The sequence below is a fragment of the Paenibacillus brevis genome, assembly GCF_018919145.1.
GTDB classification, from domain to species: domain Bacteria; phylum Bacillota; class Bacilli; order Paenibacillales; family Paenibacillaceae; genus Fontibacillus; species Fontibacillus brevis.
Genome location: NZ_JAHLQJ010000008.1, coordinates 96,938 through 110,255 on the forward strand (window position 1 = coordinate 96,938; position 13,318 = coordinate 110,255).

14 protein-coding genes are annotated in these 13,318 nt (G+C 50.8%); 13 read left to right on the forward strand and 1 reads right to left on the reverse strand.

Going from position 1 to position 13,318, the window contains the following annotated elements; genetic code table 11:
- The 13 genes from KQJ23_RS10910 (at nucleotide 1) to rnjA (ending at nucleotide 12,192) form a co-directional block, all read left to right on the forward strand.
- Nucleotides 1–1,251, forward strand: a complete 1,251-nt coding sequence (locus tag KQJ23_RS10910) for a DUF58 domain-containing protein (protein WP_216478913.1) — start codon at nucleotides 1–3, stop codon at nucleotides 1,249–1,251.
- The gene (locus KQJ23_RS10915; RefSeq protein ID WP_216478914.1) at nucleotides 1,248–3,500 is read left to right on the forward strand and encodes a DUF4129 domain-containing transglutaminase family protein; all 2,253 of its coding nucleotides are present in this window, start codon (nucleotides 1,248–1,250) and stop codon (nucleotides 3,498–3,500) included. Before KQJ23_RS10910 ends, KQJ23_RS10915 begins: the two co-directional genes overlap by 4 nt.
- Nucleotides 3,501–3,567: 67 nt before the next feature.
- Entirely contained in the window at nucleotides 3,568–4,095 is a 528-nt protein-coding gene (locus tag KQJ23_RS10920) for a YqeG family HAD IIIA-type phosphatase (RefSeq protein ID WP_216478915.1), read from the forward strand.
- Nucleotides 4,092–5,219: a ribosome biogenesis GTPase YqeH gene (gene yqeH, locus KQJ23_RS10925; RefSeq protein WP_216478916.1), complete on the forward strand. Its 1,128-nt coding sequence runs from the start codon at nucleotides 4,092–4,094 to the stop codon at nucleotides 5,217–5,219. The genes KQJ23_RS10920 and yqeH overlap by 4 nt, the downstream gene beginning before the upstream one ends.
- A 39-nt stretch (nucleotides 5,220–5,258) precedes the next feature.
- Complete coding sequence (gene aroE, locus KQJ23_RS10930) at nucleotides 5,259–6,101, forward strand: shikimate dehydrogenase (protein ID WP_216478917.1); 843 nt, start codon at nucleotides 5,259–5,261, stop codon at nucleotides 6,099–6,101.
- A gap of 25 nt (nucleotides 6,102–6,126) precedes the next feature.
- On the forward strand, nucleotides 6,127–6,417 hold the full coding sequence (gene yhbY / locus KQJ23_RS10935; protein ID WP_216478918.1) for a ribosome assembly RNA-binding protein YhbY: 291 nt from the start codon (nucleotides 6,127–6,129) through the stop codon (nucleotides 6,415–6,417).
- 78 nt (nucleotides 6,418–6,495) lie between these two features.
- A complete protein-coding gene (locus KQJ23_RS10940; RefSeq protein ID WP_216478919.1) occupies nucleotides 6,496–7,089 on the forward strand; it encodes a nicotinate-nucleotide adenylyltransferase in 594 nt (197 codons plus the stop codon).
- Nucleotides 7,073–7,645, forward strand: a complete 573-nt coding sequence (gene yqeK, locus KQJ23_RS10945; RefSeq protein ID WP_216478920.1) for a bis(5'-nucleosyl)-tetraphosphatase (symmetrical) YqeK — start codon at nucleotides 7,073–7,075, stop codon at nucleotides 7,643–7,645. Before KQJ23_RS10940 ends, yqeK begins: the two co-directional genes overlap by 17 nt.
- Before the next feature lie 36 nt (nucleotides 7,646–7,681).
- Nucleotides 7,682–8,029 carry a ribosome silencing factor gene (rsfS, locus tag KQJ23_RS10950; protein ID WP_216478921.1) on the forward strand — a complete coding sequence of 116 codons (348 nt, stop codon included), beginning with the start codon at nucleotides 7,682–7,684 and terminating at the stop codon, nucleotides 8,027–8,029.
- Nucleotides 8,026–8,934 carry a CvfB family protein gene (locus KQJ23_RS10955; RefSeq protein ID WP_216478922.1) on the forward strand — a complete coding sequence of 303 codons (909 nt, stop codon included), beginning with the start codon at nucleotides 8,026–8,028 and terminating at the stop codon, nucleotides 8,932–8,934. The genes rsfS and KQJ23_RS10955 overlap by 4 nt, the downstream gene beginning before the upstream one ends.
- Before the next feature lie 41 nt (nucleotides 8,935–8,975).
- Nucleotides 8,976–9,749, forward strand: a complete 774-nt coding sequence (locus tag KQJ23_RS10960; protein ID WP_216479003.1) for a class I SAM-dependent DNA methyltransferase — start codon at nucleotides 8,976–8,978, stop codon at nucleotides 9,747–9,749.
- Nucleotides 9,750–9,770: 21 nt separating this feature from the next.
- A complete protein-coding gene (locus KQJ23_RS10965; protein WP_216478923.1) occupies nucleotides 9,771–10,421 on the forward strand; it encodes an SGNH/GDSL hydrolase family protein in 651 nt (216 codons plus the stop codon).
- Nucleotides 10,422–10,473: 52 nt separating this feature from the next.
- Entirely contained in the window at nucleotides 10,474–12,192 is a 1,719-nt protein-coding gene (gene rnjA / locus KQJ23_RS10970; RefSeq protein ID WP_216478924.1) for a ribonuclease J1, read from the forward strand.
- A gap of 111 nt (nucleotides 12,193–12,303) precedes the next feature.
- Here rnjA and KQJ23_RS10975 read toward each other — a convergent pair whose 3' ends face one another.
- Nucleotides 12,304–13,227 (reverse strand): serine hydrolase domain-containing protein, encoded by a 924-nt coding sequence (locus KQJ23_RS10975; protein WP_216478925.1) that lies wholly within the window; start codon nucleotides 13,225–13,227, stop codon nucleotides 12,304–12,306.
- Between the last annotated feature and the right edge of the window lie 91 nt (nucleotides 13,228–13,318).

Here is a 13,318-nt window from a genome sequence, read left to right on the forward strand (position 1 = left end):
ATGCGTACTGTAATGGGAGCTGTCAGAGCGGAATTGTCTTCCTTTAACTTTTGGAAAATGGCCTCCCTATGGATCATTTGCTTGTTGTATGTATTGTTCCAGGGGGGCAAAACTTCCTTGATGCTGCTGGCCATGACCCTGGTCTTATCCTGTTATTGGATTATAGGAGGGTGGGGAGGCATCCGCAGAACTCAAGGATCAAGAAGCTTGTCTGTAGACGGAGAACGCCCCGTTTTATTAAAGGCCGGCGACGCGGTTCAGATACGCCTCGAGGTTCAGACACCACGGTTCCTTCCGCTGCCCTATATTGTCCTTAAAGAGCACTTGCACAGGCATAATGGGGAGGCATGGGTTTTTCAGGAGAGTATCATTCCAAGAATGCAGAAGAACAGTACATTGGCTTACCAAACCCCTCCACTGGAGCGGGGCAGATATAGCTTTGAAGATACGGAATGCTATTCCGAGGATATCTTCGGATGGATGAAGCATAAGAGCAGCTTTATGGCTGGAGGCGAGTTCCGGATTCTTCCTCGTACCGTCTTCATTCCTTATTGGCAATTGCAGAGCCGAAACTCCCGGCTTGCCGGGACGGAAACGGCGGTATCCATGTCACGGAGGGAGACAACCCAGATTAACGGGGTCCGGGATTATGTGTACGGCGACCGTATTTCAAGGATTCATTGGAATGCAACGGCCAAGACAGGCACGTGGAAATCCAAAGAGTTCGAGCATGAGTCGCTCCCGAAGACATTCCTTGTGCTGGACGGGCATTCCATCGGCTACATGAAGCCTGAGCAATTTGAACTCGCAGTATCTACCGCCGCCTCCTTGCTTGAATTTGGCGCAAGGCAGCGGATTAATATGGGGCTGTGCACACTGGGCAAAGAAATTAGAGGTTTCGCGCCTTCCGAGGGACATCTGGAACGGCTTGAGATGCTGCATCATTTAGTGGATATTCATGCCGACGGATACGGCTCGCATATCCAGAAGCTGGACAAGGCAAGGATACTGCAATCACCGGGAGCCTTTTTTATCCTGATCAGTCCGCTAAGCGATGAGAACTTATTTTCTATCTTGCGTTGGGCCAAAAGTCATCACATGACGCCTTATCACATTCATATTGCTGCGAATACGACGGGTTCCGCTCGTAAAAGTCTTGTTAAGAGCATGCTGCAAGAACGGGGGATTCGGGGGATTTCCGTATCCTCGCTGGCTGAACTGCCTGCTGCGCTTGGAGGTGGAATCCAATGAAGTTCACTGAGCGTTCCTATTCCTGGTATCATATTCTTTCCGTTATCTGCATCTGGATTATTGCTTTTCAGTGGATTGACTTTACGGTTCCGTTATGGTTTCAGGCAACAACGACACTTGTTACGGTTACTCTGCTGATCGTGGGAGCAGTGGAGCTCCTCCCGCTTCGAGCAGGCTGGCGTTGGACGATGAAGCTGTTTGTTGTGGTCGCCTCCTGGAGAGTGATACTGGTAGGGTATGGTGTATACACTCCAAGCGGACAGCTCTACCCGGACCAGTTGCGTGATATGTCATTATCATTCCAGCCCTATATATGGTTTTCGCTCGCTGCTTGGTTTCTTTTTGAGCTAGTCCTGATGGCGGTGAAGGGGAAAGCTCGGATTATGCTGTTTTTAGCAGGTCATCTCATTGTGTTTGCCGCTCTGGACTCTTTCACACCTTACTATTTATGGATGAACGTAGCATGGATCGTATTTGCGGGCCTGAGCTGGCTGGCCGGCTACCATTTTCGGGAATATCAATTGAAGTTTCCTCAGGGCTGGGGCGTGTTGAAAAGTCATCCCTTGCAAATTTCCGGCAATATTATTGTCGTATTTGCCTGTGTACTGTTGATCGGAATCAATATGCCTGCGGTATCGCCGTTGTTGACTGACCCGTATACCGCCTGGGTGAACCGAAATAGCGGCAGCGGCGGAGGCGAAGGGGCTGTAGAAACGGCTGCATCGTCCATTTCGACCCTTGCTCCTGCCCTGGAACAAGATGCGGTTGTGTCGGGATACAGCAGAGACGATCAGGAGCTTGGCGGGGGCTTTGAGTTCAGCTATGGTCCGGTGATGTCCGTTGACTCTTCCGTAAGATCCTATTGGCGGGGAGAGACACGCAGATTATACACGGGCACAGGCTGGCTGGACTACTTAAGTGAAGGCAGGAGCAATAAAGGTGTAAACGCAAGTGAAGAGTTTCCGCTGAATGACCCTGCACCAAAGACCGAAACCATGCAAGTTGTACAGACAATTACGATGCAAAATGAGCAAATCTATCCAATTTTGTTCGGCGGATATGCCATTGCAAAAGTAGAGTATCTGGATGAGGAGTATCCCGAATTCTATAACTCAAGTGCTGCCTGGTATCCGGAAGAGGCGGAGCTGCGCTGGGACACATCCTCTGGAGCTGTTCAGGCATTGAGCAGTGTTGAGCCAACACGTCTCTATCCAAGAAGATACGCGGTCACTGCCAATATTCCGCTGATTCCGCTGGAAGAGGTGCGTGAAGCCGCATATCAGGAACTGTACCCTGAAGGTTCACGGGATGATCAGTATCTGCAGGTGCCCTCGGACTTTCCGGAGCGGGTTCGCCAATTGGCGGAGCAGATCACGTCGGAGGGGGATACCCCTTACAAGAAGATGGAGCTTCTACAGGCTTATTTGCGGCAAAACTTCGAATATACAAACAAGCCTGATTTATCCCGTAAACAAAGCGATGATTTTGTGGATAGCTTTTTGTTTGAAATACAGCAGGGGTATTGTGATTACTTCTCCACATCCATGGTTATGATGGCGCGGACGCTTGGCATTCCGGCACGCTGGGTGAAGGGGTACGCACCAGGCAGCCAACCGAGTCCGGAGACATTGGACAGATTCCCGGAGCGGGGCATGGCCTATCAGGTTAACAATGCCGATGCTCATTCCTGGGTAGAGCTGCACTTTGGCGATTATGGCTGGATTCCATTTGAGCCTACGCCCGGATTCAATGCCCCAGTACTGTACAAGCAGGACGATAGTGTAGTTGCCTTTGCAGATATAGAACAGCCTGACATGTCGGATCGCGAAGCGGCAAGCGGCGGCTTTATAGATCGTGTCTCACCCCAAGCGCTTCGGATCATCTCGATAATTTCAGCAGCGGTTATCCTGGTCTGGGCAGTGTACCGTTTCCGTTCCAATTTGTATTTCGTATTCATGCGGATGCGAATGGGTCACAAGCTCTCGGCAGCTGAGAAAACCGTTCTGGAGACGATGCGGGTAGTTCGAGCCCTCAGGTGGAGAGGGTTTACACGAAGCGAGGAAGAGACACTAAGAGAGACCTTTGCCCATTGGGGTGCTGCCAATCCTGACTTGTCTTCGATTCTGGACGATTTGCTGCAGGAATTCGAGCTGGCAAGCTACAGCCGGGATGCATATGGGGAAGAGCGCTGGCGGCATGTAAGAGATCTGAGCAAAGAATTATTCCGCAATACAGGCAAAAGAAGATAAATATAAGGAAGTTCAGGGTAGAATATGGTATAGTTTGTCGTATGTAAAAAACTGAGGTGAACAAAATTTGTTTGAAATTTTTATGCCCAAGCTGCGGGTGAATCATGTATTCGACATAGACCTTGAAGGCCTATATGAACAGGGTTACCGCGGAATTATAACGGATCTTGACAATACACTGGTGGGAGCGAAGGCCCCCCTGGCTACGCCGGAGCTGGTGGATTGGTTCGAGAAGGTCAAGAAAATCGGATTTAAACTTGTGATCGTATCCAACAATAATCTGGACAGGGTATCCAAATTTGCTGCCCCTTTAGATATTGAGTTCGTCCATAAAGCTAAAAAGCCGACCGGAGCTTCATTCCTTCGAGGAATGAAGCTGATGGGTCTTAGTCCGAAGGAGACGATCATGGTTGGTGACCAACTGATGACGGATGTATACGGGGGCAATCGTCAGGGGCTCTTTACGGTGCTTGTGCTGCCGATCTCGGTTCAAGATGAAGGATTCGGCACACGCATTAATCGGCGTCTGGAACGTATCGTGAAGTCCCGGCTGGGGAAGTCTGGATTATGGCTTGAGGAGGACAAACATAAATGACGGAAATGCAAAATACTGCGGACGCAGCCCGTTGCAGCGGCTGCGGCATCAAGCTGCAGACGGAAGCACAGGACAAGCCGGGCTATGTTCCGGCACAGGCTTTGGAACGTGAGCCTGTTATCTGCCAGCGGTGCTTCCGGATTAAGAACTATAATGAATCTTCATCCGTGACGGTGCTGCAGGATGAATTTCTTCGGCTGCTTGGGCAGATTGGAAGCAAGGATGCGCTTGTTATCCACATCGTGGATTTGTTTGATTTCCATGGAAGCGTTATTTCCGGTTTGCAGCGATTTATAGGCAACAACCCGGTACTTCTTGCCGTGAACAAGACCGACTTGCTGCCCAAGGTTACGAACTGGAACAAGGTCAGAAACTGGGTGCAGAAGGAAGCCAAAGAAATAGGCTTGAAGGTGGTCGATGTCGTTCTGTGCAGCGCCAAGCAGAACAGCGGGTTCGACCGCTTGCTGGAGATGCTGTCGCACTATCGGGGAGACCGTGATGTCTATGTAGTCGGTGCTACCAACGTAGGCAAATCTACGCTGATCAATAGGCTGATCCGGGATTACAGCGATCTGGATCAGGAGCTTACGGTGTCGAGATATCCCGGAACAACGCTGGATATGGTTCATATCCCGCTGGATGACGGCAAGTCGATTATCGATACGCCTGGAATCGTGTATCCTTCCCGATATAGCGAGCTGGTTAGCCCGCAGGACCTGGGCGTGATCATGCCGGATAAGCCTCTTAAACCGGCGGTATACCAGTTAAATGAAGGACAAACCTTATTCTTTGGCGGGTTTGGCCGCTTTGATTTTATCCAAGGCGAGCGTCAGTCCTTCACCTTCTTCGCAAGCAGCAGCATTCCGCTGCATCGGACCAAACTGGAGCGGGCCGACGAGCTATATGCTGATCATGCCGGGGAGTTGCTATCTCCGCCGGATCGGAGCAGTCTGGAGAAGCTGCCGGAATGGACCAGACATGACTTCCGGATACCGAAAGGCCGGCACTCGGATTTGTTTATCTCCGGCCTTGGCTGGATCAAAGTAAATAATGATAGCGGAGCTGTATTGGCTGTTCATGTGCCGAAGGGAGTCAAGGTGCTGGAGCGTCCGTCGCTGATTTGAAAAATTGGATTTTAGCAGGGAATAGGGGGGAGAGTAACCATGAATCTATTGCTAGGAGTGATGGGGGATCCTGTGATTCAATCCAAATCGCCGGTTATGCATCTGGCTGCTCTTCATGCCGCTGGTCTCCCTGGAACTTATGTCCCGTTACATGTGAAGGCGGATCAATTGGAAAGGGCCATTCAGGGGATTCGGGCGCTCGGGTTTCATGGGGTAAATGTCACGGTACCGCATAAGATCCGGGTGATGGATTATCTTGACGAGATTGATCCGGCAGCGGCTGCCATTGGTGCCGTCAATACAGTAGTGCATAAAGACGGCAGACTAATCGGTTACAACACCGATGGAATCGGATATTTGCGCTCATTGAAGGAAGAGACGGGAGCGAAGCTGAACGGTGCGAACATCGTTGTGCTTGGAGCGGGCGGCGCCTCTCGTGCCATTATTTATGCGTTGCTGCAGGAGAAGCCTAATTGCCTCACCATAGCGAACCGGACGGAGGCAACTGCTCAGGGGCTGGTTTCTGAATGGGGACATCTAGGAAGCCTGTCAGCCTGCGCATATCATAATGTTCGCGGCGCTCTGGAAACAGCGGACATTCTTATTAATACAACTACAGTAGGGATGTATCCGCATATCGAGGATATTCCTGTTGAACCGGATTGGTTGCCTTCAGGGATCATCGTCAGCGACTTGATATACAATCCGCTGGAGACCGTATTGCTTACGGAGGCGAAGCGAAAAAACTGCCGGATTCACAACGGACTGGGCATGTTTATCTATCAAGGTGCTTATGCCTTTGAATTATGGACAAATTCCAGTGCGCCGGTTGCCGAGATGCGAGCTGCAGTTACCGGTGAATTGAATAAAGAATACTATTAAACAATATTAAGGGGTTATGAACTACATGCTTAGCGGAAAACAAAAACGTTATTTACGGAGCCTTGCTCATCATCTTCAACCGATCTTTCAGGTCGGCAAGGGAGGAACGAACGAGCAGATTATCCGTCATATTTCCGAAGCGCTGGAACGCCGGGAACTGATTAAAGTCTCAATTCTGAATAACAATCTTGATGATCCGAAGGAGATTGCAGAAGAATTGGCGGAAGGAGCCGAAGCAGAGCTGGTTCAGCTGATCGGCAGAACGATTGTGTTGTATAAGGAGTCCCGGGATTACAAGCAGATCGAGCTCCCTTAACAGAAGATAATTCAAAGAGTCGGCTGAGAAGCCAGCCGTTTTTTTGAACTCGCTTAACAGGGAAGGGGAAGTTGAGATATGAAGAAAATCGGTATTATGGGCGGAGCCTTTGACCCGATCCATATCGGACACCTGTTGGCAGCCGAGGCAGCGCGGGAGAAATACGGGCTGGAGGAGGTATGGTTCATGCCTTCGCATATTCCGCCGCACAAGCATCAGGCAGGCGGAAGCGGAGAGCAGCGGCTAGAGATGGTTAAGGCTGCAACGCATAGCCATCCCGCTTTCAAGCCGCTTGATATTGAGCTGCGCCGGGGCGGGGTATCCTATACGGTAGATACCATTCGTGCGCTTCGCTCCGAGCATCCTGATCTGGAACTCTATTTTATCATTGGCGCAGATATGGTGAATTACTTGCCTAAGTGGGAAGGGATTGAAGAGCTGGTCGGCATGCTTCGGTTTATCGGCCTCCAGCGTCCCGGAAGCTTCCTGGAGCTGGATACACTTCCACCGCTGATCCGGGATGCTGTCATGCTCGCGGATATGCCGCTGGTTGATATTTCCTCGAGTCTGATCCGGTTCCGGATCTCCCGCGGACTCTCCGTCCGCTATATGGTGCCTGAGCCGGTGTATGAATATATCATGGGGAGCAGATTGTATGAAGTACTCGCGTGAACAACTGATCACTATGATCTCCGGGCAAATGCCGGAAAAGCGCTGGAGACATGTCGAGGGTGTCATGACAACCTCCGTATCTCTTGCAAAGCGTTATGGAGCCGATCCGGAAAAGGCGGATCTGGCAGCCTTGCTGCATGATCTGGCCAAATTTTGGCCGATGGAGCGGCAGGAAGCGGTTATGCTTGAGCATGGTCTGCAGCCGGAATTGCTTCAGTATGACCGGCAATTGCTTCATGCGGAGATCGGGGCATATGTAGCGGAGCAGGAATACGGAATTCAGGACGAGGAAGTTCTCAACGCTGTTCGCTACCATACGTCAGGCAGAGAGCAAATGACACTGTTGGATAAAATCGTCTGCCTGGCGGATTATATCGAGCTTGGCCGAAATTTCCCGGGCGTAGACCGGATCCGGGAGCTGGCTGAGGAGAACCTGGAGAAGGCGTTGATTTGCGGCTTTGATTCCACGATTTCTTTTCTCTTGCAGCAAGGGAAAATCATATTTCCACTAACGGTGATCGCGCGCAATAGCCTGATCCGTGAGTTAAATGAATAAAAAGAACGATAATACTATTTTCAGGAGGTTGAATGAATGGCAGTAGCACCTAATGAATTGCTGCGTATTGCAGTCGCGGCTGCAGAAGACAAGAAAGCGATGAATCTCGTGACACTCGATCTGAAGGGCGTATCCCTGATTGCGGATTATTTCGTAATCTGCCACGGGAATTCGGACACACAAGTACAGGCGATTGCAACAGAGGTTCGTAAACGGGCGCAGGAGGCCGGGGCAACGATTCGCGGAATTGAAGGGCTGAATTCTGCCCGTTGGGTCCTGATGGACCTTGGCGACGTTGTAGTCCATGTATTCCATCGCGATGAGCGCGAGTATTACAATATTGAGCGTCTGTGGTCAGACGCTAAAGTCGTGGAGAACGTATGAGCCTGATTGCCGGTACGGTTCTTTCACTCCCTGTATCCAGAGAAGTATCTCCTTACGGGTATTTCCTCAGCGGGGGAACACAGGATGTGCTGCTGCATTATTCGGAGCTGACCCGCGAAGTAAAGCCCGGAGATACAGTAGAGGTATTTTTATTCTATGATACAGAGGATCGGCTCGCGGCAACGATGAAGAAGCCCTTCCTGACGCTGGGTGAGCTGGCCCTTCTTGAAGTGGCGGATGTTCATCCCCGTCTGGGCTGCTTCCTTGAGATGGGGCTTGGCCGACAGCTTTTGCTGCCGATCCGTGAGTTGCCCGAGCTGCGGGAACTGCATCCCAAGGTAGGCGACCGGGTGTATGTCATCATGGAGCATGATAAGCAAGGACGGCTGCGGGCCAAATTGGCCGGGGAGCAGGAGCTGGCACCACTCTGTTTCCATGCGCCTGAATCCTGGAAGGATGAATGGAAGGAAGCTATCGTGTATAAGCCGCTGCAAATAGGTACCTTTGTCATTGTGGACGGAGGGGTGCTTGGCTTTGGAGCGATTGGGATGGTTCATGCTTCGGAACGCCCGAGACTTCTGCGGCTTGGTGAGCAAGTGAAGGTTCGGGTCGCGTTTGTTCGCGAGGACGGACGGGTCAACCTGTCGATGGCCGCCCGCAAAGAAATTGGAATGGGCGAAGATGCCGAACGGATTCTTAGCTATCTGGAAAGCCGTCCCGGCGGAGGAATGCCTTACTCTGATGCTACGGCTCCGGACTTAATCAAGCAGCGGTTCGGAATCAGCAAGTCTGCCTTTAAACGGGCTTTAGGCAAGCTGATGAAAGAGGGCAAGGTTACGCAGAGCGAGAACTGGACCTATCTTGTATCTGCCTTGAAAGATAAAGAGAATCAGGAAACAGAGTAAGCAGCCCACTGCGGCGTATGCTGGAAAGCGGTGAAGGAACGATGGTTGCATACCGAAAATTTGCTTATGTATATGATGAATTGATGGAGGACATGCCGTATCCGGAATGGATTGCCTTTGCCGAGCAAGCGTGGTCAGAGACAAGCAGGCCCAGAACCGTGGTGGATCTGGGCTGCGGAACCGGCAGTATTGCCATTCCGCTTGCGGTGGCCGGTTACCGGGTAACCGGACTTGACCTGTCGGAGGATATGCTGGCAGTTGCTCGTCAAAAGCTGGAGCGTTCTTCTCAGGGAACAAGGCTGTTTCGTGAGGGGAGCTTGCAATTGACCCGGCAGGATATGACTTCATGGACCCTGCCTGAGCCGGTGGATGCGGTCATTTCCTTCTGTGATTGTATGAACTATTTGCTTGAGGAAGAAGATATTATCCGTACTTTTCAAGCTACCTGGAATGCGCTCAAACCTGGCGGAACGTTTATCTTTGACGTGCATCATCCTGACACACTGCGCAGCTATGAGGAAGAACAGCCCTTTATTTGGGATGAGCCCTCATTGGCTTACATATGGACCTGTGAACGCAATGATGAACGGAATGAGATCGAGCATCATCTGACGATTTTTGCAAGAGAAGAAGAATCGGGAGCCGGCCTCTACCGAAGATTTGAAGAGACGCATATCCAGCGTGCCTATGATCCCGAGTGGATGAGAAAGATGCTGCTTCAATGCGGATTCAAAGGCGTATCCTGCCATGGCGATTTTAGCTGGAATGCGCCGATTGAGGATGCCGCAAGGCTGTTCTTTGTTGCTGTGAAATAAAAACTGTTGAGGTGGATTGTGATGTCACAAAACCGGCTGATTTTGTTTCAAGGGGATTCGATAACCGATGGGAATCGGGATCGCGGGCAGGATTTGAATCATATTTTAGGGCATGGGTACGCTTATATTATTGCAGGCATGCTTGGAGGAAAATATCCCGAGCGGAATTTGAGCTTCGTCAATCGCGGTGTCAGCGGGGACCGGGTATCCGATCTGTATGCGCGCTGGAATGAGGATGCCATCAGTCTGCAGCCCGAGGTCCTCAGCATTCTGATCGGAGTGAATGATGCCTGGAGAATCATGTCTGGCGAGCCAAGCGGTGCTACCGACAGATTTGAGCGTGCTTATGTGCATTTGCTTACGGAGACGGTTGAGGTGCTTCCGAAGACACGTCTGGTATTATGTGAGCCGTTTATTCTTCCCGTTGGCGCTACGGCGGACAAGTGGGAGGAGTGGCGGGCACTCCTTGGGCGCTATCAACGCATTACGCGTGAGCTTGCCGAGCAGTTTAATGCTGTGCATGTGCCGCTTCAGGATCGATTCGATGAGGCAGCCAAGCAGAAAGAGCCTGCTTATTGGTTATGGGACGGAGTACACCCCACTGCGGCAGGGCATCATTTGATTGCGGAGCGTTGGATGTCGGTTGCTGATCAGCATGGATTTTTGAAATAATGTCGGACACTTTGTTAAGCCTGTATTTTTCCCAGAGGAGATTATATGAATCATGAGTGAAGCTACTGAAAAACCAACCCAAGTTGCCAAAAATAATCGGCGTTCCAATTCTTCTCCGCCGCCAGTACGGGTGTATTCCCTGGGGGGGCTGGGAGAAATCGGGAAAAATATGTATGGTGTGGAATATAAGAATGAAATTATTATTATCGATGCCGGACTCAAATTTCCGGAATCCCGATTGACGGGCATTGATTATATCATTCCTGATATTACTTATTTGATTGAAAATCGTCATAAAATTAGGGGGTTGTTCCTGACTCATGGTCATGAGGATCATATCGGGGCCCTGCCATTTGTGCTTCGTCAATTGTCCGTGCCGGTATACGGAGGACCGTTAACGATTGGACTTGTAAAGGCTAAGCTGGAGGAATACCGGATGCTTGGCGAGGTCAAGCTGCATGTGTACGAAGAGAGTGACCGTTTTCAATTCCAGCATTTGGCCGTGCACTTTTTCCGGACAACCCATAGTATTCCCGATGCCTTCGGAATCGTGATTGATACTCCTTATGGTGCAGTAGTGCATACGGGAGACTTCAAGTTCGACTTTACACCGGAAGACCGGCCGGCTGATCTGTTCAAGATGGCTGCGGTTGGTGGCGAGGGCGTGCTGGCGCTGCTGGCAGACAGTACGAACAGTGAGAAAGAGGGATTTACTTCCTCTGAGCGCAAGGTTGGTACTTCGATTCTGGAAACGTTCCGCAAATGTGAAGGACGAATCCTGTTCGCTACCTTTGCTTCGAACGTTCATCGGCTGCAGCAGGTGGTTGATGCGGCAATTTCGTGCAATCGCAAAATCGTGGTCATTGGCCGAAGCATGGACAAGGCCTTCTCCATCGGACAAGATCTGGGATATATCCGGATTCCGGACGGTATGCTGATTGATGTGAAGCATATCGACCGATACGAGGATCGGCAAATCCTGATCGTTTGTACCGGAAGCCAAGGCGAACCCAATGCCGCGCTCAGCCGGATTGCCTCTGGTGCCCATCGCACGGTGCAGATTTATCCGGGAGATACAGTTATCTTTTCGTCCTCTCCGATTCCGGGCAATGGTCAAAACGTGAACCGCGTAATTGATACTTTGATGCGCGCGGATGCGAATGTCATTTACGGTTCGATCTTTGATATTCATACTTCCGGCCATGGGAATCGGGAAGACTTGAAGCTGATGCTGAGCTTTATCCGTCCGAAATATTTTATTCCGATCCATGGGGAGTACCGGATGCTGCTAAGACACAAGGACCTTGCGATCCAGACAGGCCTGACCGAGGATCGGGTATTCCTGCTCAACCTTGGCGAGACCGTCTCGATTTATCGGAACCGGGCCAAGCGCGGCCGCACGATTCCGTCCGGCGAAGTATTTGTGAGCAATGGCGAAATGCGTGCCCAAGAGGAGCAATTGGTTGAGGAACGCCTGGAGCTGTCGCAAGAGGGCATTGTGATCGTAGTGATGACGGTGGATGGTAAAACCGGACAGATTCTGGCCGGTCCGGATATCGTAACCCGCGGCTTTGTCTACATGCAGGATGCTCGTCCATTGCTGCGGAGAGCGGAGACCGTGCTGAAGCGGAATCTGGCCAAGCTGGCGGAGAAGCAAGCCTTTGATAAGGCGGTATGGCTCCGTTCGGTGCATAAAAGTATGAGAAAATACTTCATGAAGGAAGTAGGGCGCGCGCCTCATATCATGCCCTCAATATTGGAAGTTAAGTAGAAATGGAATGGTTGCGGGGGCTGGTCGGAGAGTCAGTATTAATGACTCTCCGACCAGCCTCTTTCCTGTGTTTTTGTCGTGTAAACGCCGTATGAGAATACGGAATAAGCATTAAAGATACGGGGCGATCAACCGCGGGAACACATCGACTGGCGGACGTTCTCTTTTCCTGCGGTCATCCGTGAGCACAACAACCGTTTCCAGACTAGGAATAACATAAATAAATTGTCCTCCATATCCGCGGGCGTAGAAATAATCAAAGGATGGCTTCCCGTCCTCCTCGAAACTGTCGCACCACCAATGCCAGGCATAAGAGCCGCTCCAGGGATCTGTAACTCTGATCGCAGGCTGCACGGAGTGGACCGCTAGCCCGGAAGAGATTAATTGGCGGTTCTCCCATTGCCCTTGTTGCAAGTATAGCCGCCCGAAATTCAGCAGGTCGACCGGACGGAGGGACAGCCCGAATCCTCCCGTATGAATGCCTTGGGGATCTTGCTCCCAGAGAAAGTCGTTAATCCCGAGGGGGCCAAATAAATAGGTCTCAGCAAATGAAGTTATAGAGCCGCCGGTCGCCTGGACAAGCAGATGGGACAGAATTTGAGAGCTTCCGGAATTGTACTCCATCATCTTGCCTGGCGGATTAGCCATAGGCTGCTCCATGGCAAAAGTAACCCAGTCCTGTGAGCGAGTCATCTGCGGGAAGGAGTTGATACCGCCAAATTCCTTCCACCTCCAGCCGCCAGACATCGTTAGCAGGTGACGGATCGTAATGTCTTTTCTCCAGTCTCCCCTTTCCTTATCCGGCATCGGAACATATTCGCCGATCCTTGTATCGGGCGGAGGAAAGAGTCCTTGGTCCAGGGCGATACAGATTAGTGCAGAGAGAAAGCTCTTTGTGCATGAATTAATTTTGGCTGTTTCATGCTTGACTTGTTCATGTCGATAATGCTCGAAAATTAGCTTTTCTTGACGATAAATGAGACAGCTCCTCAAATGAAGCGGCACAACAGCCGCAGAAATCCTTGACAGATTCACGCTGCAACATCCTTTCTTTCACTGGAATTATTGTATCATAAGCGCTAGAAAGCCCATATAATGAAAAGTTGCATCAAATTTGAAAATTTCA

Bases quoted from the DNA above. Each gene is read 5' to 3' on its own strand.
- KQJ23_RS10955 (WP_216478922.1), top strand. From the start codon at position 8,026: ATGAGCCTGATTGCCGGTACGGTTCTTTCACTCCCTGTATCCAGAGAA.
- KQJ23_RS10910 (WP_216478913.1), top strand. From the start codon at position 1: ATGCGTACTGTAATGGGAGCTGTCAGAGCGGAATTGTCTTCCTTTAAC.
- rnjA (WP_216478924.1), top strand. From the start codon at position 10,474: ATGAGTGAAGCTACTGAAAAACCAACCCAAGTTGCCAAAAATAATCGG.
- yqeK (WP_216478920.1), top strand. From the start codon at position 7,073: ATGAAGTACTCGCGTGAACAACTGATCACTATGATCTCCGGGCAAATG.
- yqeH (WP_216478916.1), top strand. From the start codon at position 4,092: ATGACGGAAATGCAAAATACTGCGGACGCAGCCCGTTGCAGCGGCTGC.
- KQJ23_RS10940 (WP_216478919.1), top strand. From the start codon at position 6,496: ATGAAGAAAATCGGTATTATGGGCGGAGCCTTTGACCCGATCCATATC.
- aroE (WP_216478917.1), top strand. From the start codon at position 5,259: ATGAATCTATTGCTAGGAGTGATGGGGGATCCTGTGATTCAATCCAAA.
- KQJ23_RS10960 (WP_216479003.1), top strand. From the start codon at position 8,976: ATGGTTGCATACCGAAAATTTGCTTATGTATATGATGAATTGATGGAG.
- yhbY (WP_216478918.1), top strand. From the start codon at position 6,127: ATGCTTAGCGGAAAACAAAAACGTTATTTACGGAGCCTTGCTCATCAT.
- KQJ23_RS10915 (WP_216478914.1), top strand. From the start codon at position 1,248: ATGAAGTTCACTGAGCGTTCCTATTCCTGGTATCATATTCTTTCCGTT.
- KQJ23_RS10965 (WP_216478923.1), top strand. From the start codon at position 9,771: ATGTCACAAAACCGGCTGATTTTGTTTCAAGGGGATTCGATAACCGAT.
- rsfS (WP_216478921.1), top strand. From the start codon at position 7,682: ATGGCAGTAGCACCTAATGAATTGCTGCGTATTGCAGTCGCGGCTGCA.